This window comes from Hymenobacter frigidus (genome assembly GCF_014640435.1).
GTDB classification, from domain to species: domain Bacteria; phylum Bacteroidota; class Bacteroidia; order Cytophagales; family Hymenobacteraceae; genus Hymenobacter; species Hymenobacter frigidus.
Genome location: NZ_BMGY01000023.1, coordinates 48,997 through 72,149, shown reverse-complemented (window position 1 = coordinate 72,149; position 23,153 = coordinate 48,997). Strand labels below are relative to the sequence as shown.

The 23,153-nt window shown below is 62.9% G+C and carries 21 protein-coding genes and 1 pseudogene; 14 read left to right on the top strand and 8 right to left on the bottom strand.

Annotated features, from left to right (window positions below; all coding sequences use genetic code 11):
* Positions 1 to 314: 314 nt before the first annotated feature.
* The 13 genes from IEW17_RS12970 (at position 315) to IEW17_RS12910 (ending at position 16,466) form a co-directional block, all read left to right on the top strand.
* Positions 315 to 1,511 carry an MFS transporter gene (locus IEW17_RS12970; protein ID WP_188562472.1) on the top strand — a complete coding sequence of 399 codons (1,197 nt, stop codon included), beginning with the start codon at positions 315 to 317 and terminating at the stop codon, positions 1,509 to 1,511.
* A 63-nt stretch (positions 1,512 to 1,574) separates the two neighbouring features.
* On the top strand, positions 1,575 to 2,174 hold the full coding sequence (locus IEW17_RS12965; protein ID WP_188562471.1) for a hypothetical protein: 600 nt from the start codon (positions 1,575 to 1,577) through the stop codon (positions 2,172 to 2,174).
* A 22-nt stretch (positions 2,175 to 2,196) separates the two neighbouring features.
* Positions 2,197 to 2,574: a cupin domain-containing protein gene (locus tag IEW17_RS12960; protein WP_188562470.1), complete on the top strand. Its 378-nt coding sequence runs from the start codon at positions 2,197 to 2,199 to the stop codon at positions 2,572 to 2,574.
* A 116-nt stretch (positions 2,575 to 2,690) separates the two neighbouring features.
* The gene (locus IEW17_RS12955; protein WP_188562469.1) at positions 2,691 to 4,046 is read left to right on the top strand and encodes a sigma-54-dependent transcriptional regulator; all 1,356 of its coding nucleotides are present in this window, start codon (positions 2,691 to 2,693) and stop codon (positions 4,044 to 4,046) included.
* A 665-nt stretch (positions 4,047 to 4,711) separates the two neighbouring features.
* A complete protein-coding gene (gene kdpF / locus IEW17_RS21490; protein WP_188562476.1) occupies positions 4,712 to 4,792 on the top strand; it encodes a K(+)-transporting ATPase subunit F in 81 nt (26 codons plus the stop codon).
* A gap of 136 nt (positions 4,793 to 4,928) precedes the next feature.
* Complete coding sequence (kdpA, locus tag IEW17_RS12945) at positions 4,929 to 6,629, top strand: potassium-transporting ATPase subunit KdpA (RefSeq protein WP_188562468.1); 1,701 nt, start codon at positions 4,929 to 4,931, stop codon at positions 6,627 to 6,629.
* A 151-nt stretch (positions 6,630 to 6,780) separates the two neighbouring features.
* Positions 6,781 to 8,826, top strand: a complete 2,046-nt coding sequence (kdpB, locus tag IEW17_RS12940; RefSeq protein ID WP_229748986.1) for a potassium-transporting ATPase subunit KdpB — start codon at positions 6,781 to 6,783, stop codon at positions 8,824 to 8,826.
* Positions 8,827 to 8,972: 146 nt separating this feature from the next.
* Positions 8,973 to 9,539 (top strand): potassium-transporting ATPase subunit KdpC, encoded by a 567-nt coding sequence (kdpC, locus tag IEW17_RS12935; protein WP_188562467.1) that lies wholly within the window; start codon positions 8,973 to 8,975, stop codon positions 9,537 to 9,539.
* A 174-nt stretch (positions 9,540 to 9,713) separates the two neighbouring features.
* Positions 9,714 to 10,844, top strand: coding sequence for a porin (locus IEW17_RS12930; RefSeq protein ID WP_188562466.1), 1,131 nt, complete (start codon positions 9,714 to 9,716; stop codon positions 10,842 to 10,844).
* A gap of 170 nt (positions 10,845 to 11,014) precedes the next feature.
* A complete protein-coding gene (locus IEW17_RS12925; protein ID WP_188562465.1) occupies positions 11,015 to 12,184 on the top strand; it encodes a sensor protein KdpD in 1,170 nt (389 codons plus the stop codon).
* Positions 12,185 to 12,371: 187 nt separating this feature from the next.
* Complete coding sequence (locus IEW17_RS12920) at positions 12,372 to 14,147, top strand: HAMP domain-containing sensor histidine kinase (RefSeq protein ID WP_188562464.1); 1,776 nt, start codon at positions 12,372 to 12,374, stop codon at positions 14,145 to 14,147.
* 170 nt (positions 14,148 to 14,317) lie between these two features.
* Positions 14,318 to 15,565: a cation:proton antiporter gene (locus IEW17_RS12915; RefSeq protein ID WP_188562463.1), complete on the top strand. Its 1,248-nt coding sequence runs from the start codon at positions 14,318 to 14,320 to the stop codon at positions 15,563 to 15,565.
* A gap of 70 nt (positions 15,566 to 15,635) precedes the next feature.
* A complete protein-coding gene (locus tag IEW17_RS12910) occupies positions 15,636 to 16,466 on the top strand; it encodes a KUP/HAK/KT family potassium transporter (protein WP_188562462.1) in 831 nt (276 codons plus the stop codon).
* Here IEW17_RS12910 and IEW17_RS12905 read toward each other — a convergent pair.
* The 5 genes from IEW17_RS12905 to IEW17_RS12885 form a co-directional block, all read right to left on the bottom strand.
* The gene (locus IEW17_RS12905) at positions 16,453 to 16,632 is read right to left on the bottom strand and encodes a hypothetical protein (protein WP_188562461.1); all 180 of its coding nucleotides are present in this window, start codon (positions 16,630 to 16,632) and stop codon (positions 16,453 to 16,455) included. The two genes, IEW17_RS12910 and IEW17_RS12905, sit on opposite strands and share 14 nt — an antisense overlap.
* Before the next feature lie 85 nt (positions 16,633 to 16,717).
* Positions 16,718 to 17,317, bottom strand: coding sequence for a hypothetical protein (locus IEW17_RS12900; protein WP_188562460.1), 600 nt, complete (start codon positions 17,315 to 17,317; stop codon positions 16,718 to 16,720).
* Between the two features lie 226 nt (positions 17,318 to 17,543).
* On the bottom strand, positions 17,544 to 18,881 hold the full coding sequence (locus IEW17_RS12895; protein ID WP_188562459.1) for a T9SS type A sorting domain-containing protein: 1,338 nt from the start codon (positions 18,879 to 18,881) through the stop codon (positions 17,544 to 17,546).
* A gap of 358 nt (positions 18,882 to 19,239) precedes the next feature.
* Entirely contained in the window at positions 19,240 to 19,902 is a 663-nt protein-coding gene (locus IEW17_RS12890) for an NAD-dependent epimerase/dehydratase family protein (RefSeq protein WP_188562458.1), read from the bottom strand.
* Between the two features lie 223 nt (positions 19,903 to 20,125).
* Positions 20,126 to 20,962, bottom strand: a complete 837-nt coding sequence (locus IEW17_RS12885; protein WP_188562457.1) for a CvfB family protein — start codon at positions 20,960 to 20,962, stop codon at positions 20,126 to 20,128.
* Positions 20,963 to 21,067: 105 nt separating this feature from the next.
* On the opposite strand from IEW17_RS12885, the gene IEW17_RS12880 reads away from it, so the two are divergent.
* The gene (locus tag IEW17_RS12880; protein WP_188562456.1) at positions 21,068 to 21,604 is read left to right on the top strand and encodes a hypothetical protein; all 537 of its coding nucleotides are present in this window, start codon (positions 21,068 to 21,070) and stop codon (positions 21,602 to 21,604) included.
* Between the two features lie 517 nt (positions 21,605 to 22,121).
* On the opposite strand, the gene IEW17_RS12875 is transcribed toward IEW17_RS12880, so the two are convergent.
* The 3 genes and pseudogenes from IEW17_RS12875 to IEW17_RS21485 all read right to left on the bottom strand — a co-directional run.
* The gene (locus IEW17_RS12875; protein WP_188562455.1) at positions 22,122 to 22,553 is read right to left on the bottom strand and encodes an arsenate reductase ArsC; all 432 of its coding nucleotides are present in this window, start codon (positions 22,551 to 22,553) and stop codon (positions 22,122 to 22,124) included.
* A gap of 28 nt (positions 22,554 to 22,581) precedes the next feature.
* On the bottom strand, positions 22,582 to 22,794 hold the full coding sequence (locus tag IEW17_RS12870) for a GDCCVxC domain-containing (seleno)protein (protein WP_188562474.1): 213 nt from the start codon (positions 22,792 to 22,794) through the stop codon (positions 22,582 to 22,584).
* A 27-nt stretch (positions 22,795 to 22,821) separates the two neighbouring features.
* Positions 22,822 to 23,151: pseudogene (locus tag IEW17_RS21485) on the bottom strand (MerC family mercury resistance protein); the annotation flags it as partial.
* Positions 23,152 to 23,153: the final 2 nt, after the last annotated feature.

Here is a 23,153-nt window from a genome sequence, read left to right as displayed (position 1 = left end):
TTCTCATAAATGATTTCTTCGTTATAAACGATTGCCAAAGTAAAGGTAATTGTCCTCACGCTCTAGGGACCAGCCCAATTTTTGGAGCTTTAGCCCAGGTCGTTTTCACGTTGCGCAAGGGCTAAAGCCCCAGAAAAAGAATAGCCCGTCCCAATCCCGGCGCTGAAGCGCCGGGCAAAATCCACGATTGATTTGATGCGGAAGCCTTATCCTGACGGCGTGGGGACGCGAACTAAAAGTTCGCGCTACTCCGGCATCCGGCACGTTCGGCGTAGGTTTGACGCTGCTTTTCGCCCCTTTCCGCTCCTGAAATTTTGAGTCCTTTCCTCAGCCCACGCCCGCGCGGGGTGCTACCCACCATTGTTTTTGCGCAGTTTGCCTGTACCTCGCTTTGGTTTGCCGGCAATGCCGTGCTGCCCGATTTACTGCGCGATGCCCGGCTGAGCGGCCTCACGCTGGGCGCGGCGGTGTCGGCGGTGCAGCTGGGGTTTATTGTGGGCACGCTGGTGTTTGGCCTGCTTCGGCTGGCCGACCGGCTGGCTCCGGCGCGGCTGTTTTTGCTGTGTGCCGTGGCCGGTAGCTTCACCAATGCGGCCCTGCTGCTGCCCGGGGCCACGCCGGCGCTGGTGCTGGGGCTGCGCTTCGGTACCGGCCTGTGCCTGGCGGGCATCTACCCGGTGGGCATGAAAATCGCCGCTGATTATTATGAAAACGGCCTGGGCCGCGCTCTTGGCTACTTGGTGGGCGCACTAGTGCTGGGCACGGCGCTGCCCCATCTGCTGCGGCTGCTGGCCGCCGGCTTTGCCTGGCAGGCGGTGGTGCTGGCTACCTCGGGCCTGGCGCTGGCGGGCGGCCTGCTGCTGTGGGCGCGGGTGCCCAACGGCCCGTTTCGGCGGCCCGCGGCCCGGCTCGACGCCTCGGCGGTGTGGACGGTATTTGGCAACCGGCCGTTTCGGCAGGCGGCGCTGGGCTACTTCGGGCACATGTGGGAGCTTTACACGTTTTGGGCGTTTGTGCCGCTGCTGCTGGCCACCCACGCGCAGCTGCACCCTGCCGCCGGGGCCTACGGTCCGGGCTGGGCCTTCGGGCTGATTGCGGCCGGGGCCCCGGCCTGCGTGGCGGGCGGCTACCTGGCCCGGCGGGTGGGCAGCCTGCGCACGGCCCGGGTGGCGCTGGCCATATCCGGGGCCTGCTGCCTGCTCAGCCCGCTGCTGCTGCTGCTGCCACGGCCGGCTTTTGTGGGAGCCGTGCTGGTCTGGGGCATGGCCGTGGTCGCCGATTCGCCCCAGTTTTCGGCGCTGGTGGCGCAGCGGGCGCCGGCCGGCACCACGGGTACGGCCCTCACGCTGGTTACCTGCCTGGGCTTCGCGCTCACCATTGTCAGCCTGCAAAGCTTTGCCGCGCTGCAAGGGCACCTGGCGGCGCACTACCTGTTTCTGCTGTTGGTGCCCGGGCCATTGTTGGGACTGCTGGCCACGCGCCGACTCCCTACTGATGAGGCCGCAAGCTAGCCGCGCAATTTTGCTTAATCTTGCGGCTACAAACTGACCGGGTTCTGACCTTTTTTATCCTGTATGAAGCCTTTATACCTAGCCCTGAGCGGAGTCATGCTGCTGGCCGCCTGCAACCAGACGGCCCCCGAAACCTCGACCCCCACGGCCGCCGCTCCCGAAACAACCGCTGCCCCCGCCACCGCTGTGCCTGTCGATACGGTAGTTGCCGCGCCAGCTGCTAAAGTCGAAGCTACCGCGCCGGCCGCCACGGCACCCGCCCTGAAGGATGCCGAAACGATGAAAGTCTCGTTCAGCTTCAAGTCCGCCCCGGACCCCGACGACCCCAAACACCCCCGCACCAGCGCCCACCTGCTGCTGCAAGGTTCCAAGCCGCAGGACATCGACCTGGGCAAATTCGTGGGCAAGCCCGATGTAGTTGATGCTGCCAAGGCCAAGGCGGCCAACTTCCCGGTGGGCATGCTCATGGGCTTCCGCAGCTACGCGCCCGCCACCGGCACCAGTTCCGATTTGGCGGTGCTGAGCGTGGGTGGCAACCGCCTGCGCATCGTGCAGCGCCGGGTAGAAGAAACCGCGCCCGAAGCCGGCAAGTTTGAAACCGCCCGCGAGATTCCGCTGCCCGCCAACACCCGGGTAGTGGCCGCCCCGGCAGCAAAAAAGTAGCTTTAAATGCGTAGGTTAGGGAATGAAAAATTCCTCTCTCCTGGGCCCGCTAAAGGGCGCGACGCACCGTGAAGTCGGTGGCGTGCAAGTTGATATGATGCAAACCGGTAATGCCCGCGTCAAGCGCGTGGTGTACCCGCCCGGCTTTCGGTGGTCCAAAAACCTGAAGGATATTGTGGGTACGCCGCTGTGCATGCACGCCCACGTAGGTTTTTTGGCCAGTGGCGAGTTTCATATTCAGTATGCCGATGGGGCCATTGAGGAGTTTGTGGCCCCGCAGGTGGTGGCTATCGCGCCCGGCCACGACGGCTGGGTAGTGGGCGAGGAGCCCGCCGTACTGATTGAGTTTGACTTCGAAGGTGAAACCGTGGAGCGCCTGGGCTTGGCCGCAAAGCGCTGAAAGGAAAACTGAATTAGCAGGCCTGGCATCCCGCATCAGCACGGCGGGGTGCCAGGCCTGTCTGGCCCCGGGCTGTACCTTCGGTGGGCAATTACGCCGCCCTTACCGCTTCGCCCATGCCTAACGGCACCATTCTGCTCATCGACGACGAAACCATGCTGCGCCAAGCCGTGGCCCGCACCTTGGAGCTGGAAGGCTACACCGTGCGCCAGGCCCCCGATGCCCACCGCGGCCTGGAGCTCCTGCGCGACTACGCCCCGGAAATCCTCGTTATTCTCTCTGATGTGAAGCTGCCCGACGGCCGCGGCCTCGACTTGCTGCCCCGCTACAAAGCCCTGGCCCCCCTGGCCGAAGTGGTGCTGATGACGGCTTTCGGCACCATCGCTGACGGTGTGCGGGCCATGAAGGAAGGTGCTTTCGACTACCTCACCAAGGGCGATGCCGACGAGCAGCTGGTGGTGGTGGTGGACCGCGCCGCCGAAAAAGCGCGCCTGCAGCGCCGCGTGGCCGATTTGGAGAAGAAAGTCGGTACCCAGTACAGCTTTGACTCGATGATTGGGCACGCGCCGGCCCTGGAGCAGGCCAAGAAAACCGCCCAGCAAGTGGCCCTCACCGATGCCACCGTGCTGCTGGAAGGCCCTACGGGCGCGGGCAAGGAGCTGTTTGCCCAGGCCATTCACTACGGCAGCCCGCGCCGCACCAAGCCCTTTGTGGCGCTCAATTGCAGCGCGTTTCCCAAAGATTTGCTCGAATCCGAGCTGTTTGGCTACCGCAAAGGGGCCTTCACGGGGGCCAATACCGACAAGAAAGGGCTGTTTGAAGAAGCCAGCGGCGGGACGTTGTTTCTGGATGAAATCGGCGAGCTGGAAGCGGGGGCGCAGGCCAAGCTGCTGCGGGCCCTGGAAACCCAGGAGTTCACCAAGCTCGGCGACAGCCGCCCCACGCGGGTGAACGTGCGCGTGGTGGCCGCCACCAACCGCAGCCTCAAGCAGGAAGCCGAGCAAGGCCATTTTCGCGCCGATTTGTACTACCGCCTCTCGGTGGTGGTGATTCCGGTGCCGTCGCTGCGCGAGCGCCGGGCCGATGTACCCGCGCTGGCCCAGTTCTTCGTGCAGCACTTCGCCGCCAAGCTCCGGCAGCGCCCGCTGGTGCTCACGCCCGAGGCCCTGCACGCCCTGGAGAGCTATGGCTGGCCCGGTAATGTGCGCGAGCTGAAAAACGTGCTGGAGCGCGCCTCCATTCTCACGCCGGCCAACCAGCCGCTGGCCGCCGAGGACTTGCCCATCGAAATCCAGCTGGCTGCCGCGCCCGAAAGCCCGGTTTCTGATGACCCGCGCACGTTGCGCAACGTGGAAAAACAGCACGTGCAGCGCATCCTGCTGGAAAGCGGGGGCAACAAGGCCGAGGCCGCCCGGGTGCTGGGCGTGGCCCACACCACGCTCTACCGCAAGATTCAGGAGTACGGGCTGTAATCGGCCGCGCCGGCCGGTGGAAAGGAAGTGGTACGATGAATTGCCCGCAGGGCTTCGTCGCACCGCTAACTACTAGCGCAGTCCAGGCTCCGGCATCGGCAGTAGCGCGAATCGGCGCTTCGTGTCGCCGCGCCGTTAAAGCAGTTTCGAAGTTCGTGTACGTGGGCGATGTAGCGTGGACTCTGCGAGTCCGCGCCCGGCCCGGCCGACACGCGGACTCGCAGAGTCCACGCTACACATACACTAACCTCGGAACCGCTCTAAAGTCGTCTAATCGGCGCGGGGACGCGAACTACAAGTTCGCGCTACTGCCGCCCGCCGACCCGGCCAGCAAGCTAGTATTATGCACACAGCCCTAGCGAAACGCTACGGTTCGGCAGCCATCACGGGCGGTAGCACACCCTTGGGTAAAATTATTTACAACTGAAAGATAGCGGGTTAACCTGAAAAAAATCCTCGACGGTTCACGTCGGGGCCGCTCCTTGCTACCTGCCAAACCACCACCAGACCAACCGTCCCCTTATCGATTCCCAATGAGTGCTGCCCTAATGATTCCGCTGTTGACCGCGGCCGGCCTGGCCGGCTTCTGGCTCTTTTACCGCTCCGTCGATTTCTTCGACCGCATTTGATTTCACGCCTGCTTTCCGCTTTGCTGCTTTGCTGCTATGATGTTCGCCTTGCTTCTGCTCGCCGTTGCCACGTTCGGCTACCTATGCTACGTGCTGCTCAAACCCGAGAAATTCTAACTAAAAGCACGTCATGCTCATCTGGCGTCCGCGCAGTCGAAGCATCTCTACTGCGCAAGTAATCAGTGCTGTTGCAACGAAGCGGTAGAGATGCTTCGACTGCGCTCAGCATGACGTTTTGCTGAAACCAACAACCATGAATAAAGACCTTTTCGGCATCCTGCTCATTTTCGGCAGCGCGGTGCTATTGGCCATTCCGCTGGGCCGCTACCTGGCCACGATTTATCGCGGCGATAAGAGCTGGACCGATTTTCTGGCCCCGCTCGAGCGCCTGCTGTTCCGCGCCGGCGGCATCGATGCCAACCGCGGCATGACCTGGCAGCAGCACTTGGTGGCCCTGCTCACCATCAACCTCGCCTGGTTTGGGTGGGCCATGCTGGTGCTGTGCACCCAGGGCAGCCTGCCGCTCAACCCCGACGGCAACCCGTCGATGAGCCCCGACCAGGCGTTCAACACGGCCATCTCGTTTGTGGTGAACTGCAACCTGCAGCACTACTCGGGCGAATCGGGCGCGACGTACTTCTCACAGGTATTCTGCATCATGTTCCTGCAGTTTGTGACGGCCGCTACCGGCATGGCCGTCTGCGTGGTGGTGTTCAACGCCCTGCGCGAAGGCACCGCCGACAAGCTCGGCAACTACTACAACTACTTCGTGAAGAGCATCACCCGCGTGCTGCTGCCTATTTCGCTGGCCGTGGCCCTGGTGCTGGTGTTCCAGGGCACGCCGATGACGTTTCAGGCCAAGGTACCACTGGTGACGGTACAGGGCGATTCGGTGAGCGTGAGCCGGGGCCCGGTCGCGGCCATGGTGGCCATCAAAGAGTTGGGCACCAACGGCGGCGGCTACTTCGGCGCCAACTCGGCGCACCCGCTCGAAAACCCCACCTACCTCACCAACGCAGTCGAAAACGTGGCGCTGATGCTCATTCCGCTGGCCCTCATCTTCGCCTTCGGCTACTACCTCAAGCGCCCGAAACTCTCCTACATGGTGTTTGGGGTGATGACGCTGGGCTTCCTGGTGCTGCTGGGGCCGGCCGTGTACTACGAAACGCACGGCAACCCCGCCATTGCCCAAATGGGCGCCGACCAGCGCCTGGGCGCGATGGAGGGCAAGGAAATCCGCTTCGGCGCGGCGGCCTCGGCCTACTGGGGCATCACTAATACCGTTATTTCCTGCGGTTCGGTCAATTCCATGCACGATTCGCACATGCCCATCTCGGGCATGACCGAGCTGCTGGGCATGATGACCAACGCCTTTTATGGCGGCGTGGGCGTGGGCTTTCTCAACTTCTTCGTGTTCGTCATCATCGCCGTGTTCATCTCGGGGCTGATGGTGGGCCGAACCCCGGAACTGCTGGGTAAGAAAATCGAGGCCCGCGAGATGAAAATCGCCATCATCGTGGCCCTGCTGCACCCGCTGCTAATACTGACGGGTACTGCCATGTCGGCCCATCTCTACGCCGGCAACCCCACCGAATACGCCGGCTGGCTGGCCAACCCCGGCTACCACGGCTTCAGCGAGATGCTGTATGAGTTCACCTCCTCGGCCGCCAACAACGGCTCGGGTTTCGAGGGCCTCGGCGATAACACGCCCTGGTGGAACATCAGCACGGGCATCGTGATGCTGCTTTCGCGCTACCTGCCCATCATCGGACCGGTGGCCATAGCAGGCTTATTGGCCCGCAAAAAGTACATCCCCGAAAGCGCCGGCACCCTGCGCGTCGACACCGCCACGTTTGGCGTGATGGTCTTTTTCGTGATTTGGATTATTGCCGCGCTGGCGTTCTTCCCGGCCCTGGCACTGGGGCCGCTGGCCGAGCATTTCACCCTGTACTAACCCCACCCCGCAGAACCTCACCCCCGGCCCCTCTCCAAAAGAGAGGGGTGCCAGACGACTTTTTCCCGCCTTCAACGCCTTCAAAACCCGCCCCGCCGTGGCTCCCCCTCTTTTTTGGAGAGGGGGCCGGGGGGTGAGGTTCCCCCGAATAATGGCAACTCAATCCCAATCCTTGTTTCAAGCCGCGCTGGTTCGCGAAGCCGTCGGCCAGGCCTTCGTCAAGCTCAACCCGCGCACCATGTTCCGCAACCCGGTGATGTTCACCGTGGAAATCGGCACCGTGGTCATGTTCTTCGTCACCATCGGCCTGCTCATCAAGCCCGATGCGGCGCAGGGCAGCTTCGGCTACAACTTCACGGTGTTCGTCGTGCTGTTCCTGACGCTGCTGTTCGCCAACTTCGCCGAGGCCATCGCCGAGGCGCGGGGCAAGGCCAAGGCTGACTCCCTCCGTAAAACGCGCCAGGACACGCCCGCCAACGTGCGGCAGCCCGACGGTACCATGCAGGCCGTTAGCTCGGCCCAGCTGCAAAAAGGCCAGGTGTTCGTGGTCGAGGCCGGCGAGATTATTCCCACCGACGGCGAGATTATCGAAGGCCTCGCTACCATCGACGAATCGGCCATTACCGGCGAGTCGGCCCCGGTGATTCGGGAAGCGGGCGGCGACAAATCCAGCGTCACGGGTGGCACCGTAGTGCTTTCCGACCGCATTGTGGTGCAGGTGACCACCGCACCCGGCGAGTCGTTTCTCGACAAGATGATTGCGCTGGTGGAAGGCGCGTCGCGGCAGAAAACGCCCAACGAAATTGCCCTCACCATCCTGCTGGCCGGGTTTACGCTGGTGTTCGTGATTGTGTGCGTGACGCTGGCCCCGTTTGCCGAATACTCGAAAACGCCCATTGCGGTGGCCTCGTTTATCGCGCTGTTTGTGTGCCTGATTCCGACCACGATTGGCGGGCTGCTCTCGGCCATCGGCATTGCCGGCATGGACCGCGCCCTGCGCGCCAACGTCATCACCAAGAGCGGCAAAGCCGTGGAAACGGCCGGCGACATCGACGTACTGTTGCTGGATAAAACCGGCACCATCACCATTGGCAACCGTAAGGCCACCCACTTCTGGCCCGCTCCCGGCGTGGCCATGCTGGACTTCGTGGAGCGGGCCACCCTCAGTTCGCTAACCGATGAAACTCCCGAAGGCAAAAGCATTGTGGAGCTGGCCCGCGACAACAAGGTGGAACCCGCGCAGCTGCGCAGCCGCCTGGATGGGGCCGAGCTCATCAAGTTCACCGCCGAAACCCGGTCCTCGGGCGTGACGCTGGGCGACGGCACCCGCATCCGCAAGGGCGCCGCCGATGCCATCCGCAAGCTGGCCGAAGCCGCCGGCCAAGTGTATCACAACGACGTGGCCGACCGCGTGCGCGCCGTGGCCAGCAACGGCGGCACGCCGCTGGTGGTGAGCGAAAACGACCGGGTGCTGGGCGTGGTGGAATTGCAGGACATCATCAAGCCCGGCATTCAGGAGCGGTTTGAGCGCCTGCGCAAAATGGGCATCAAAACCGTGATGGTGACCGGCGACAATCCGCTCACGGCCAAGTTCATCGCCGAAAAAGCCGGCGTGGACGACTTCATTGCCGAGGCCAAGCCCGAGGACAAGATGCAGTACATCCGCGCCGAGCAGCAGCTGGGCAAGCTGGTGGCCATGATGGGCGACGGCACCAACGACGCGCCCGCCCTGGCCCAGGCCGACGTGGGTGTGGCCATGAACTCGGGCACCCAGGCCGCCAAGGAAGCCGGCAACATGGTGGACCTCGATAACGACCCCACCAAGCTGATTGAAATCGTGGAAATTGGCAAGCAGCTGCTCATGACGCGCGGCACGCTCACCACCTTCTCCATCGCCAACGACGTGGCCAAGTACTTCGCCATTGTGCCGGCGCTGTTCATGGTGGCCATTCCGGCCTTGGGCGCGCTCAATGTGATGGGGCTGAAGTCGCCGCAGTCGGCCATTCTCTCGGCCGTGATTTTCAACGCCCTCATCATCCCGGCCCTGGTGCCGCTGGCGCTGAAAGGCGTGGCCTACACGCCCATCGGGGCCTCGGCGCTGCTGCGCCGCAACCTGCTGATTTATGGCCTCGGCGGGGTGATAGTGCCCTTTATCGGGATTAAAGTTCTTGACCTGATTGTCGGTGTGTTTTTATAGAACGGCGATAAATAAACAGCAAAAAGACCGTCATGCCGAGCGTAGTCGAGGCATCTCGCTCGCATTGACCTCACGATTGAATTACTGCCCCTAGCGAGATGCCTCGGCTACGCTCGGCATGACGGTTCGAAAAAATAACATCAACCATGAAAACCCAACTCTTTTCCGCTCTTCGCCTCACCTTGGCCATGCTGGTGCTGTGCTGCGTGCTGTACCCGGCCCTGGTGTGGGCCGTTGCGCAACTAGCCCCCGGCCAGGGCCAGGGCGTGCAGATTTCCCGGGGCGGCCGCGTGGTCGGCTTCGCCAACGTGGGCCAGAAATTTGACCGCCCCGAGTATTTCAACTCCCGCCCCTCGGCCGCCGACTACCACGCCGATGCTTCCAGCGGTTCTAACAAAGGCCCAAGCAACCCCGAATACCTGGCCGTGGTGAAAGCCCGATTGGATACTTTCCTGCGGCAAAATCCTGGGGTGCAGGCGGCCGACGTGCCCGCTGAGCTCATCACCGCCAGCGGCTCGGGCCTCGACCCGCATCTCTCGCCGCAGGGCGCGCTGGTGCAGGTGGCCCGCGTGGCCCGCGCCCGCCAGCTGGATACTGCCCGCGTGCAGGCGCTGGTGCAGCAGCAAATCGAAACCAACCCCGTGGGACCGGACCGCGTGAACGTGCTCCGGCTGAACCTGGCGCTGGACGCGCTGGCACCAGCCCGGCGGTAGCGTTGACTTTCTTAGGAAGGCCATCGACTCTGTCGCAATGCATTGGCTTTGCCGAAAAAGCCGCCGCCACTGCCGCTGCTCAGTTTCTGACGTTTCTTTTCCCAATCTTTGAGTTGTCGAATACCTAATCAGGTTTTGGCTTGGCCATTCGACACCCGCGCTTTTACTCCTTCCATGAAAAACCTGCTCACGTTGGGCTTCACCCTGACCACGGCCGTGGCCCTGGCCCAAACTACCCCCACTACCTCCAACCCCGCCCTGGCAGTGCCGCCCCCGGCCGCGCCCGTGCAGGCCACGCCCAGCCCGCTGACGTACTACGGCTACGTGGACGGCTACTACGGCTACGACATCAAATACGCTAACGGCAACAACCGGCAGCCGTTTCTCTACTCCCACAACCGCCAAAACGAGTTTGCCGTGAACCAGGCCGTCATCGGGGTGCGCTACGACGACGGCAAGGTGCGCGGGGCCCTGGGCCTGCACGCGGGTACCTATGTGAGCGCCAACTACGCTGCCGAGGACCCGGTGCTCAAGAACGTGTACGAGGCTTACGCCGGCTTCCGGCCCTTCGAGAAAGCGTGGCTGGACCTGGGTATTTTCGGCTCGCACATCGGGTTCGAGTCGGCTATATCGAAGGATAACTGGACGCTGACCCGCTCGCTGATGGCCGAGAATTCGCCTTACTACGAGTCCGGCGCGCGCTTCACCTACGAAGTGGGCCCGAAGCTGACCCTGGCCGGCTTGGTGCTGAACGGCTGGCAGAACATCCGCGAAACCAACCAGGCCAAGGCCCTGGGTACCCAGATTCAGTGGAAGCCGTCGGACAAGCTGCTTATCAACAGCAGCACGTTTTACGGTAACGAGCAGCCCACCGACGCGGCCCGGCGCCGGCGCTACTTCCACGATTTCTACATCTCCCACGCCACCACCGACCGCCTCAGCCTGGCCCTGGTGTTCGACGTGGGCAAGCAGCAGAATGAAGCGAACAACGGGCACGACACCTGGCACACCGGCGCAGCATTTGTGAAGTACAAGCTGGCTGAGCAGTTCAGCACCACCCTGCGCGGCGAATATTACTACGCCGAGCGGGGCATGATTATCAACAGCATCAAGCCGGTGGCCACGGACGCCGATTTCCGCGTGGCGGGCGGCTCGCTGAACGTGGACTACGCCCCGGCCCGCAACGTGGTGTTCCGGGTAGAAGGCCGCTATTTGAATGGTAAAAACGGCATTTTCGCCCGCCCCGACAACCCCGGTAACAACAGCTACGGCAACCTGACGTCGAGCGTCGCCATTTCGTTTTAGTGTTGACAGTGCAGAGCAAAAAAGCAGTCATGCCGAGCGCAGCCGGGGCATCTCGCGTGCAGCAGCAAACCAATCGTGAGGGCGAAGCAGTAGAGCTGTTTCGACTGCGCGGACGCCAGATGAGCATGACGACCAAGAGTTAATCAGGACCCTACTCACTCCCGCGCCCCATGAACCCCGCCGAGCAAGACCAGCGCGACACTTCCGCCGAGCGGTTTCTGCGCTTGGTGCAGGCCAAGCGACGCGGCACGCTCAAGATTTACCTGGGGCTGGCCGCCGGCGTGGGCAAGACCTACCGCATGCTGCAGGAAGCCCACGACCTGCACCAGCACGGCGTGAACGTGCTCATCGGCTACATCGAAACCCACGGCCGGGCCGGCACCGTGGCCGAATTGCGCGACGTGCCGGCGCTGCCCCGCAAGCACATTTTCTACAAGGGCCGCTCGCTGGAGGAAATGGACGTGGAAGGCATTTTGCAGCGCCGCCCGCAGGTGGTGATAGTGGACGAGCTGGCCCACTCCAACGTGCCCGGCTCGCGCCACGAAAAGCGCTGGCAGGACGTGGAGTACCTCGTCGGCCAGGGCATTTCGGTGATAACGGCCGTGAACGTGCAGCACCTGGAAAGCCTGCACGAGCAGGTCCTCAAAATCACGGGTACCGACGTGACCGAGCGCATTCCGGACCAGCTGCTGAAGCTGGCCGATGAAGTGGTGAACGTGGACCTGACCGTGGGCGAGCTGCGCGGCCGCCTCGAGGAAGGCAAAATCTACGCTGCGGCCAAGGTGCCCACCGCGCTGGCCAACTTTTTTCAGGCCGAAAATCTGTTGCAGTTGCGGCGGCTGGCGGTGCGGGAGGTGGCCCAGCTGCTGGGCCGGAAAATTGAGTCGGATGGGGGCGGCGCCCCCGCCGTGTCGGCTGCCCGCCGCAACGATGACCGCCTGCTGGCCTGCATCAACTCCAACGACAAGGCCGCCAAGGAAATCATCCGCAAGACCTCGCGCCTGGCCGACCGGCTCGCGGCCGCTGTCTGGTACGTGCTCTACATCCAGACCGGCCGCGAAGCCGCCGACCGCATCGGCCTGGCCACCCAGCGCCACTTGTTGAACAATTTACAGCTGGCCACCGAGCTGGGCGCGCAAATTCTGCGGGTGAAGGACGACGACATTGTGGGGGCCATCCGGCGGGTGGCGCAGGAGAAGAGTGCCACGCTCCTCGTGTGCGGCATCACGGGCGAAAAGGGCCTTTGGGAACAGATTTCCCGCCGCGGCGTGACCAACGACCTGTTCCGCGCCGTGGCTCGCGACGGCGGTGACCTGGACGTGTATCTAGTTAGTTATTGACTTTCAACCGCCTGCACAATATCTGATTTGAACGTCATGCTCATCTGGCGTCCGCGTAGTCGAAGCATCTCGTTCGCAGCAGTAATTCAATCGTGAGGCTAATGCGAGCGAGATGCTTCGACTACGCGGACGCCAGATGAGCATGACATTCAGAATAAAAAACTGCTCCACCCGCAAACTACCCGCCATGAACCTCAAGACCCTCATTACCCTCGGCTTCCTGGCGATGCTGGCGCTGCTGCTTGCCATTGGCGGCTACGCTTACTACACCGTGCACCGGCTCGACCTGAGCTCGCGCAACGTGCTCAAGGACAACTTTTACTCGGTGCAGCTGGGCCAGCAAATGCTGCAGGCGCTGGACCAGGTGGAGGCCGCGCCCAACGCGCCCACCGGCCTGCCGCGTTTCCGCCAGAGCCTTACCCGCGAAGCCGGCAACATCACCGAGGCGGGCGAAAAAGAAGTGGTGGACAGCCTGACGCAGAATCAGGCCGATTTCCAGCGCCTGCTCGATGCCGGGGCCACGGCCGAGGCCCGCACCCCCAAACTGGCCCTGCTGCGCCAGCAAACCTACCGCATGGTGGCCCTGAACACCGCGGCCCTCACCCGCAAAAACGAGCTGGCCAACCAGCGCGCCATTGAGTCCGGCCGCTACCTGCTCACCTTCATCGTCATCAGCCTGCTGCTGGGGCTGATGTTTGTGCTGAGCGTGCCCGAAGCCGCCGTGGGGCCGCTGCGCAAGCTTACCCAGAGCCTGGAGCACGCCACCGACAGCGACTTCACGGCCACCATTCCGGTGGAGAACAACAGCGAGTTTGGGCGCGTGGCCCGGGCTTTCAACCGCATGCTGGTGCAGCTGCAGGAGTACCGCAGCTCGACGCTGGCTGAGTTCATCACCGAACGCAACCGCGCCGCCAGCATCGTGAGCGGCCTCGACGAGGGCCTGCTGCTGCTGGACGAGAACCGCTACGTTATCCTCGCCAACCCGGTGGCCTGTCACCTGCTGGGCATGAAGACCGAGCGGCTGGTGGGCCGGCCGGCCGCCGACGTGGCCCTGGACAACGATTTGTTCCGCGAAATCCTGACCCCGCTGGAAGTGGACGCGGCCCGCCGCGACCAGGCCGTGGCCGACGCCCCGCTGCTGCGCATTGCCCAGCGCGGCGAAGAGGCGTTCTACCGCCTGGCGGTGCAGGAGCTGGTGTCGTTCAACGAGGCCTTGAACAAGAACGAATTCGTGGGTCAAATCCTGACCCTGCGCAACGTGTCGGACTACAAGAAGCTCGACCAGGTGAAGTCCAACTTCCTGGCCACGGTGTCGCACGAGCTGAAAACGCCGCTTTCCAGCATCAACCTCAACACCAAGCTGCTGCAGGACGAGCGCCTGCCCGCCGACGAGCGCCAGCGCATCACCGGCTACATCCGCCAGGAAACCCAGCGCCTGCAGCGCATGGTGGCCGAGCTGCTCGACGTGTCGCGCCTCGACGCGGGCGCGGGCATCCACCTCGACGTGCGCCCCACCAGCCTGGCCGACGTGGTGGCCTACGCCACCGCCACCGTGCAGGCCCAGCTCGACGACAAAAACCTGCACCTCGACCCGCAGCTGCCCGCCAATCTGCCCGAGGTGCGGGCCGACGTGGAAAAAACTACCTGGGTGCTTATCAACCTGCTGGCCAACGCCATCCGCTACTCGCCCGTGGGCGCGGCCCTCACCGTGCGTGCCGCCGTGGCCGGCACCTTCGTGCAGGTAAGCGTGCAGGACCGCGGCCCGGGCATCGCGGGTGAGTACCACGAGAAAATCTTCCAGCGCTTCGCCCAACTTCCCGACAAGGCCGGCTACCGGGGCGGCTCGGGCCTGGGCCTAAGCATTGCCCGCGAGTTCATCACCACGCAGGGCGGTCGGCTGTGGGTGGAAAGTGAATTGGGCAGCGGCAGCACGTTTTGCTTCACTTTGCCGGTAGTTTTGTAGGATGCACTTGTGTCCTGCAGTCCGAACAGAAGCGCGAAGCGCCGCTAGCTCCAAGCCCTGCGGCTAAGGTCGTTTCAGGAACGGTGCACGTATCGGCTGCAGCGTGGACGCTGCGAGTCCACGCTGCAGCCGATACGGGAAACCGCTGCAAATCGGGCCAACTTATTTCTATGGAGTTATACTCAACCCTTTCGCTGCTGCTGGTGGTAGCGGCGCTGTTCGCCTACGTCAACCACCGCTTTTTGCGGCTGCCGCCCACCATTGGGCTGATGACCCTCACGCTGCTTTCGTCGCTGGGCTTGGTGGGGCTGGGGCGGCTGGGCGTGCCCGCGGTGCTGCGGGTGGCTGAGCTGGTGCGTACCATCGACTTCCACACCGTGCTGATGCAGTACATGCTCAGCTTTTTGCTCTTTGCCGGGGCCATGCAGCTCGACACGCGCAGCCTGGGGCGGCAGCGGGTGCCGGTGCTGCTGCTGGCCACGGTGGGCACCGTGATTTCGACCATCATGGTGTCCTGCTGCCTCTACCTGTTGCTACCGCTGTTCGGCATGCCGTTGGATTTTATCTATTGCCTGCTGTTCGGTACCCTTATTTCGCCCACCGACCCGGTGGCCGTGCTCGGTATTCTGACGAACGCCGGATTGCCCAAGGCACTGGAAACCAATATTGTGGGCGAGTCGCTGTTCAACGACGGCGTGGGCGTGGTGCTGTTTGCCACGGTGCTGTCGGTGGCCGCTTCCGGGGCCGACACCGTGGACGCCAGCCAGGTGCTGCTGCTGCTGCTACGCGAGGGCGTGGGCGGGCTGGCGTTGGGCGGCGTGCTGGGCTTTGGAGTGTTCTGGCTGCTGCGCAACGTGGACGACTACCGCATCGAGGTGCTGCTCACGCTGGCCCTGGTCATGGGCGGCTCGGCGCTGGCGGCGCGGCTGCACACGTCCGGGCCGCTGGCCATGGTGGTGGCCGGCCTCATTGTGGGTAGCCAGCAGGGCCGGCACGCCATGTCGGAAGTCACGGAGGATTACGTCGACAAGTTCTGGGAGCTGATTGACTCGGTGCTGAACGCCCTGCTGTTCGCGCTCATGGGCCTCGAAATGCTGGTGCTGCGCATCAAGGGGCAGTACATCGGCATCGGGCTGGTGGCGGTGGGCGTGGTGCTGGTGGCCCGGCTGGTGTCGGTGAGCATTCCGCTGAGCTTCCTGCGGGGGCGGCGCGAGTTTTCGGAATTCAACCTGGCCGTGCTCACCTGGGGCGGGCTGCGCGGCGGTATCTCGGTGGCCCTGGCCCTGAGCCTGCCGCCGTCGATGCCGCGCGAGCTGCTGGTGGGCATTACCTACGTGGTGGTGGTATTCTCTATCTTGGGGCAGGGCCTGACCATCGGGCCGCTGGCTGCCCGCTTGCAGCGCGGCCGCAGCAAATAGGGTTGAAGTTCTTCGCTTTCAACCGCAATACCTCCGCTTGAATACCGCTCAGCAATCACTCACCGCTACTTTGCCCACTGCCGCTGGCGCCACTGCCCATTCCGATATGCACTCCCGAGCCACCACGGCCGGCACCCTCATTGCCCTGGGCATCGTGTACGGCGACATTGGTACCTCGCCGCTCTACACCGTGCGGGGCGTATTTGCCTACCGGCCCGTGACCGAGGAAGTGGTGCTGGGCACCATCTCGGCGGTGCTGCGGCTGAATTTCTGGCCCAAGGTGCGTATTTCGTGCCCCACCGAATTGCGCGGGCAGAGCTACGTGCCCTCGCTCAACTGGCTGCTGTGCGCAGGCTGCATCGGGGTAATGCTGTACTTCCGCGAGTTGGACAAGATGGAAGCGGCCTTCGGCCTGGCCGTCACCATCACCATGCTCATGACCAAGCTGCTGCTGGCCTACTACCTGCGCCAGCAACGCACCAACCCGGTATTGCGCTGGCTCATTGTGGGCACCTACCACTTGGAGCACGTGGTGCCGCAGGAGCTGGTGCGTATTGATTTCCGCCTGGGTTTTCGCATCGACCACGCCATTAACTACATGTTCCGGCAGGTAGTGACGGACTTGGTGCAGAATCAGGAAATTGACATCACCTCGCGCTACACCTCGCTGCGCGACCAGGACATCGCGGGCGACTTCCAGTTCGTGCTTATCAATAAAACCTTGCCCTACGAATACCTGCTGCACGGTTGGAAGCGCGTGGCCCTGCGCCTGCACAGCTGGCTGCAGTGGTTGGGCGTGTCGAGCCAGGAAAGCTACGGCCTCGATAACAGCACCTACAACGTGGAAAACGTGCCCCTGCAACGCCCCGAGCGCCCCGAGCTGGAACTCACCCGCGACTAGGGCAGGGCGTGATTTTCGGCAACGTCCAGGTATTGCCGTCGGGGTCGCGGAAGCCGACGTACTTGATGCCGCCCACGGCGCGCTGGATGTGGTAGGGTGCGGGGCTTGTCCCCGCCCGTCGTTGAACTGAAATCGTTGATGCGGTGAGAAAGATGGGCGGGGACAAGCCCAGCCCATTCAGCTATTTAATTAAAAAACGAAAGGCCCCGTCAGTAGCTGACGGGGCCTTGAGAGCCGGGCGTGGGGCGCGGCTAGAAGGTGTAGCGCAGGCTTACGGCGGCGTCGTTGTAGAAGCCATTGTAGCCGTTATACACCTCGAAGAAGGGCTTGTAGTCGACGCCTACCACGAAGGGCAGGTCGGGCAGCTTGTATTCGAGGCCCAGGATGAGGTCGGCACCGAAGGCAATGTAGGTGGCTTCGTCGTAGAAATAGCCGTTCCGGTTGTTCTTCACGAAGTACTTGTCGCCGTCGCGGCCCTTGTAGTAAAACCGGTCGTCGGCGAAGTAGTAGCGGCCCTGGTAGGCCCCGGCGTGGAAGCCCGCGCCGTAGTAAAACTGCAGGCCCTTGGCATCAGGAACGCCAATGTGCTTCTCGCCGAGAATAGTGAGGCGGGCACCGCGGGCTTTGTACTCCGTGGTGAGCAGACCCTCAATGGCCACCCCGTTTTTGCCGCTCAGAAAGTGCTTGATGGTAAGGCCTGAGGAGTAGCCCCCGCCGCGCAGGCCAATGCCCGTGCTGTAGCCCGAACCACTGCCGCTGCTACTGCCGCCGCTTTTTTTCTTTGATTGGGCACTGGCAGCCAGGCCGGGCAACAGGAGCAGCAGGAAGGCCGTGAGACGTAAATAATTCATGCGAAAACAAGTTGTGTAGTTGACAAAAGTTGGACAAAAGTAACCGATGGGGCGCGAAGTAGGCGTTGCCGGGGCGGTTACTCCGGCGCTTTGCTAAACCCGCGCCAGCCAATGGCGTCAAAGCGTCGGCCTTGCCCGAACCGAATGCCCCATCAGAATAAATCCCAAAAAAGCCGCCCCAGTAACTGGAGCGGCTTTTCGTTTCGTCGGGAGTGGCTGCTGTGGGCTATTCCTTCACCAAGCGCTTCACAATGGTGCCTTCTGGAGTGTGCAGGCGCACCGAGTACACCCCGGCGGGCAGGCCGTGCAGGTCGAGGGTTTCGCTCACGAGGCCCGCGCCGGGCCGAGCGGTGCGCTGGAGCAGCAACTGGCCCAGGGTGTTGAACACGTCGACCCGTACCCCGCCGGGCTGTTTCAGCCCAGCCAGTACGAGCGTGGCGGTACCGGTGGTGGGGTTGGGATAGAGCTGGGTTTGGGCCGCGAGGGCCGCGGGTGCCGTGCCGAGCGTAATGCTCAGGAAGTTGGAGTAGTGCACCCGCTCCTGGTTTTCGAAGCCCGTGCTGCCGCCGTTGCTGCCGAAGCGCTGGCTGACGCGGCGGCGCACGTCGTTGGCGGCGGTGTAGGTCAGCAGGTTGCGGTCCTCAAACTCCAGCACCCAGGCCGTGCCCTGCCGTGACTCAGACCGGAACCCCAGCTCGTTGCCGAAGCTGTCGAAAGTATCGGTGGAGCGGGCACTGAGGGCCCAGGTGCCCGGACCAACGGCTTCTTCCTCCAACTCCACCACGGTGCCGTTGGGCGCGTAGGTGAAGGTGTAGCGCAGCACGTCCTCCCAAACGCCTTGCCATTCCTGCTCCCGGAGGGAAGCGGGCTGCTGGGCCGGCCAGTTGTGCCAAACGATGCCGACGAACCGGGCTTCGTTTTCCCAGGCCCCTAGCTTCCACAGCTGCTGCACCACGTCGGTCCACTGCCCGCTGGCCACCGTGAACAGCAGCCGTTGGCTGTTCCCGAACACGCCGTTGTTCCAGCGCAACTCTATTTGCTCGGTCAGCACATTGTTGCTGTATGTGTTCAGGTACTGGTAGCCGTGCGCGGTGACCCAGGCCCCATTTTGCCACTCTTGGTCCAGCTCCTGGGTGGGGTTGTCCTGGGCATCGTAGGTGGTTACGAAGCGGCCGGTATTCACCCAGGCCCCGTTCTGCCACTGCTGGTAGAGCTCCTCGGTATTACGGTTCTGGGCGTTGTAAGTATACAGGCTGCGGCTGGTGAGTCGGGTCGTGGCCGAGTCGGCAAAGACCTCCTGCACGAGGTTGGCCCGGCTGTCGTAGACGTAGGTTTCCACAACGGCCGCCGTGCTCCAAGCCTGGGTGTTGGTGTCCCAATTGGCTTGCACAGCGCGGCCTGGGCGGCTCACGGTTTGCTGCGTGCCGCGCCCAGCGGCCCGCACGGCGGCCGGGCGCAGCTTGGCCAGGGCCGTCTCCAGATGGTTGACCGGCTTTTGGGCCCAGGCCTCGGCGCTTAGCAGCACGCTGGCCGTCAATAAGAGAAAGTATCGAAGTGTACGCATTGGAAGGAAAGGAAAAAATGTGGAAGAGGTAAGTAACGAAAGTACGGCAATGATTCAGCTGGGGCAAAAATGGTTGTCTGGCCGCAGTAAAAAATCTACATCACGACGACGGCACCGCGATTCGCATCAAACGCGTTCGGTGTGCTTTCAAAAAAGCAGGCCGAACGCGCCGCCGGCCATCAGGCCTACGCATGGCACGGCTCAACAACGACTGGTAGCGACTGCAGAGCGTTGGTTGGGGTAATCTAACAAAAAGCCTCGCCAATAGCTGGAGAGGCTTTTTGCTGCTTAAACTACGGTGGGGTTACTCCTGTACCAAGAAGTTTACTGCCGAGCTTGGGGGCGCAATTGGCGAGGGCTACACCTTGGGCATTTGCGTCAGCTCATCGGAGAGGTGTACGCGCACGCCGCCACCATCCTCCTCGGCGGCGCGCAGCATGGCGGCCGCCACCGCTGCCGCACTCACCGGCCGATACTTGAGCAGCGGCCCCCGCAGCAGCGGCTGCAGTAGCCGGAGCGCCACGGCCCCCACCCGCTCGCCCAGGCGGGGCTGCGCCCGCTCGCCGAGCAGCAGCGAGGGCCGGAAAATATGAATGGCCCGAAACGGCACCTGCCGCACGGCCGCTTCCATTTCGCCCTTCACGCGGCTGTAGTAAACGCGGCTGTCGGCATCGGCCCCCATGCTGGACACTACCAGGAGCTGCGTGGCAAAATTGCCCGCCGTCAGGGCCGCCAGCGTCACCACGTACAGGAAATCGACTTTATAAAATGCTTCTTTGGAGCCCGCCTGACTCATGGTGGTGCCCAGGCAGCAAAACACGTCGTCGGCAATGAGTTGGAGGCGCACGTCGTGGAGCTTATCCAGGTTCGTGACTACCTGCGTGAGCTTGGGGTGCGTGAGGGGCAGCACCCGCCGCCCCACCACAATCACCTTCGAATACCGCTCCGACGCCAGCAGCAGCGGCAATAGTTTCGAACCGATGAGGCCCGTGGCCCCGGCGAGTAAAGCGGTTTTGCGCATAGAGAGGGACGGAATTGTCATTGCGAGCATTCCGCGAATTAAGCGGCAGCGCGGCAATCCGTCCTGTTCTCCGCGACTAACCTGATAATGTGACTCAGTTCTTGTGGTTCTGAGTGCTTACGCCAGAAAAGGAGTCTGGTTCATCAGCGGGTGTCGCGCTGCTACAGAACGGATTGACGCCGCTTGATGCGTCGAATGTCGTGCCTTCTCGCAATGCCAGGTACTACTTCAGCACCGTCGCCTCGGGTTCCAGCAGCACCAGGCCCTGCCGAAACAGCGCGCCCAGGGCTTTTTTGAATACTTTCTTGCTCATGCCCACGCGGCGGTACACGTCTTCGGCCAGGCTCTTGTCGCCGAGCGGCAGGCGGCCACCGGGAGCGGCCTGAATGGCTTTCATCAGCGTATCCGTGGCCGATTCGACTTCGCCGTAGCCTTCCTTTTGCAGGCGCACGTCGAGCTTGCCATCGGCGCGCACCTGGCGCAGGAAGCCGGGCAGGGCCTCGCCCAGGCGCAGGGGCCGGAACACTTCGTTGTGAAACAGCAGCCCCTGGTGCGTGCCGTTCACGATGACGGGGTAGCCCAGCTCAGTTTCGTCGGCTACCAGCAGGCTCACCGCGTCGCCGGGCTCGCCCACGAAGGGCTCATTGCCCAGGAATTGCTTCCACTTGGTGGAGGCCACCAGCCGGTCGCTTTCCTCGTCGAGGTACACGTACACGAACACCCGCTCGCCGGTGCGCAGGTCGCGCCGCTGGTTGCGGAAGGGCAGGAGCAGGTCTTTTTCGAGACCCCATTCCAGGAACGCGCCGGCCGGGCCGTGGTCCTTCACGGTCATGGCGGCGTAGGAATTGACCAGCGCCAGCGGCCGCAGGGTGGTGGCAATGAGGCGGTCTTCGGAGTCGCGGTACACGAACACGCGGAGCACGTCGCCCACGCGGGTGCCCACCGGCACGTACTTTTCGGGCAGCAGCAGGTCGCCGTCGTCGGAGGTGAGGTAGAGGCCGAAATCTACTTCGCGGGCTACTTCGAGGTCGTTGTAATCGCCGAGGAGGAGGGTGGCCATAGTGTGCGGTTTTTAAGTTGGGAAAGCTGCAAAGGTCGGTTCGCGTGGCGGCTGCTACAAGAAACAGTAGCAGCTTTGTGCCACTCATCCCTATTCTGTTCGATAATGAATGACTTAGTGTCCATTGCAGCCGTGAGCTGGGAGGAATTGCAACAGTACGTGTATTACGGAGACGGCTCGTGGCGCGACATCTACGTGCTGGATGCCAGTAGGGCAGACTGGAAAATCTGGGCTGATTTTGTCAATGCTAATTGCCAAGTGGAATTCTTTGATGGCAATGATACCAGTCAAAGCCAGATTGATTTTGCAGTGGCAGAAGCCTTTTGGGATGGCGACGGCCAGGCCAATATGCTCTGGGCAACTTTCTTCGTTGGCGAACTAGGCGTCAATTGCCATTTCTTCCGCGATGATGAGGTGGAGAATGACATCGACCCGCAAAAAATCACTTCTTACGCAGTCCATCAGCAGCTGATGAATTACCTGACGCGGCTCTCCCAGGCGCTTGGGAAAGAAGTGGTGCTGACCCCCGAAAATGACACCCCGGCAAGCTGTAACCCGCTATGGCTCGGACCTTGGCTGCCGTTGCTTTCCGTCAAAGGGGAGCAGGTGCGGGTTCAAGCCTATTGGCGTAATTCTGCCTGATTAAGATGTCTGGTTCAGTAGAAATATTTACGCGAATAGCAACTGCTTCCCCTCCGACCCCGACCAGTTGCCCAAAAAGCATAACCAGTTGCCCTCCGACCCCAACCAGTTGCCTGCAAAGCGAAGGGAGTTGCCGAAAAAGGGCAGTCGGTTTCCGGAAAAGAGGAACCGACTGCCCTTTTTGCTGAACCGGTTGGGGTCCGACCCGAACTACTTGCCGAAAAAGGGCAACTGGTTCGGTTCTGAGAGTTAGCCGGTGACGGGCTTGGCTTTGCACCTGCCCTGGCCGGCGACTTGTTGCCCATCTTGGGCAGGGCGGCGCACTCAGCGGGCGTGAGCGAAATGAGGTAGGAGGGCCAGCGCGGCGCGGGCATCGCGGATGCTCTTGAGGGCGTCGGCAATGGTTTTGGCCGCAATGGCTTGGGTCACGAGGTTAGTCATGAAGAAAACGGGTTGGTAGAAGCCCCACGAACGCCGGACCCGCGGGCCGCACTGCGCAACCAGTACCAAAGCGCGGCTAGGCCGCCGCAAATGGCCCGCGCACGAAGGCCTCGGCGTAGGCCTTCACCTGGTCGCGCACGGCCCGGAACTGGGCCATTATTTCCTCCTCGGTGCCAGTGGCCTTGGCCGGGTCGGGGAAATTGTGGTGCAGCTTTTGGGCCGAAGATGGGAACACCGGGCATACCTCGTTGGCGTGGTCGCACACCGTGATAACGAAGGCGAAGGGCACGGCGGCGTACTCGTCGACGTGGTTGCTGGTGTGGTGGCTGATGTCTATGCCGTCTTCGGCCATCACGCGCACAGCGCGGGGGTTCAGGCCGTGGGTTTCGATGCCGGCGCTGTACACCCCGGCGCGGGGGCCGAGCAGCTGCGTGAGGTAGCCGTGCAGCAGCTGGCTGCGGCAGGAGTTGCCGGTGCAGAGCACCAGAATGTTCGGAGGGTTCGTCATGGTTGGTAGGATGGGTGAGGGCCGGCGGCTAGCAGCACGCCTGGCCTTGCTGAATCGGCGGGCAGGCCACCGTGCCGTAGGAGCAGAACACGCAGCAGTCGCCCGGTTTGGGTTTCAGCACCGTGCGGCACGCGGGGCACTCGTAGAAATACTGGCAGGCATCGGTGGCCATGGTTTCGGTTTGCTGGTGCCCGCAGGTCGGGCACGTCAGCCGCGATTGCAGTACGAGGGGTTGGTTCATGGTCGACTTGGTGAGCCGGTGAGTCCAGGCGGCGGCCCCTAGCAGGCCCACCATGCCGGCATACACGCGGGGCAGGGAAAAATCAAGGTAGTAGGCACTCATAATCAGGGCCGCGCCCCCGGCGGCCACGGCCAGCGGCCCCCAATGCCCGTGCTGCCGCACCGCTGCCGCTGTGCCCGCCACGCTCAGCAGCACCAGGGCCTGAAACACGTACATCGTCCAGCCCCCAAACAGCTCAAAGCTGCCCAGGCCCAGGGCGGAAGCGCCCACGGCCAGCAGCGGAAAGCAGCAGGGCGAAGCCAGGGCCGTTACCCATAGCCCTACGGTGCCCAGGGTGCTTAGCGAAGGAGTTTGCATGT

Coding starts and splice junctions, on each gene's coding strand:
- IEW17_RS12965 (WP_188562471.1), top strand. CDS start 1,575: ATGAAGCCTTTATACCTAGCCCTGAGCGGAGTCATGCTGCTGGCCGCC.
- IEW17_RS12960 (WP_188562470.1), top strand. CDS start 2,197: ATGAAAAATTCCTCTCTCCTGGGCCCGCTAAAGGGCGCGACGCACCGT.
- IEW17_RS12955 (WP_188562469.1), top strand. CDS start 2,691: ATGCCTAACGGCACCATTCTGCTCATCGACGACGAAACCATGCTGCGC.
- kdpF (WP_188562476.1), top strand. CDS start 4,712: ATGATGTTCGCCTTGCTTCTGCTCGCCGTTGCCACGTTCGGCTACCTA.
- kdpA (WP_188562468.1), top strand. CDS start 4,929: ATGAATAAAGACCTTTTCGGCATCCTGCTCATTTTCGGCAGCGCGGTG.
- kdpB (WP_229748986.1), top strand. CDS start 6,781: ATGGCAACTCAATCCCAATCCTTGTTTCAAGCCGCGCTGGTTCGCGAA.
- kdpC (WP_188562467.1), top strand. CDS start 8,973: ATGAAAACCCAACTCTTTTCCGCTCTTCGCCTCACCTTGGCCATGCTG.
- IEW17_RS12930 (WP_188562466.1), top strand. CDS start 9,714: ATGAAAAACCTGCTCACGTTGGGCTTCACCCTGACCACGGCCGTGGCC.
- IEW17_RS12925 (WP_188562465.1), top strand. CDS start 11,015: ATGAACCCCGCCGAGCAAGACCAGCGCGACACTTCCGCCGAGCGGTTT.
- IEW17_RS12920 (WP_188562464.1), top strand. CDS start 12,372: ATGAACCTCAAGACCCTCATTACCCTCGGCTTCCTGGCGATGCTGGCG.
- IEW17_RS12915 (WP_188562463.1), top strand. CDS start 14,318: ATGGAGTTATACTCAACCCTTTCGCTGCTGCTGGTGGTAGCGGCGCTG.
- IEW17_RS12900 (WP_188562460.1), bottom strand. CDS start 17,317: ATGAATTATTTACGTCTCACGGCCTTCCTGCTGCTCCTGTTGCCCGGC.
- IEW17_RS12895 (WP_188562459.1), bottom strand. CDS start 18,881: ATGCGTACACTTCGATACTTTCTCTTATTGACGGCCAGCGTGCTGCTA.
- IEW17_RS12890 (WP_188562458.1), bottom strand. CDS start 19,902: ATGCGCAAAACCGCTTTACTCGCCGGGGCCACGGGCCTCATCGGTTCG.
- IEW17_RS12885 (WP_188562457.1), bottom strand. CDS start 20,962: ATGGCCACCCTCCTCCTCGGCGATTACAACGACCTCGAAGTAGCCCGC.
- IEW17_RS12880 (WP_188562456.1), top strand. CDS start 21,068: ATGAATGACTTAGTGTCCATTGCAGCCGTGAGCTGGGAGGAATTGCAA.
- IEW17_RS12875 (WP_188562455.1), bottom strand. CDS start 22,553: ATGACGAACCCTCCGAACATTCTGGTGCTCTGCACCGGCAACTCCTGC.
- IEW17_RS12870 (WP_188562474.1), bottom strand. CDS start 22,794: ATGAACCAACCCCTCGTACTGCAATCGCGGCTGACGTGCCCGACCTGC.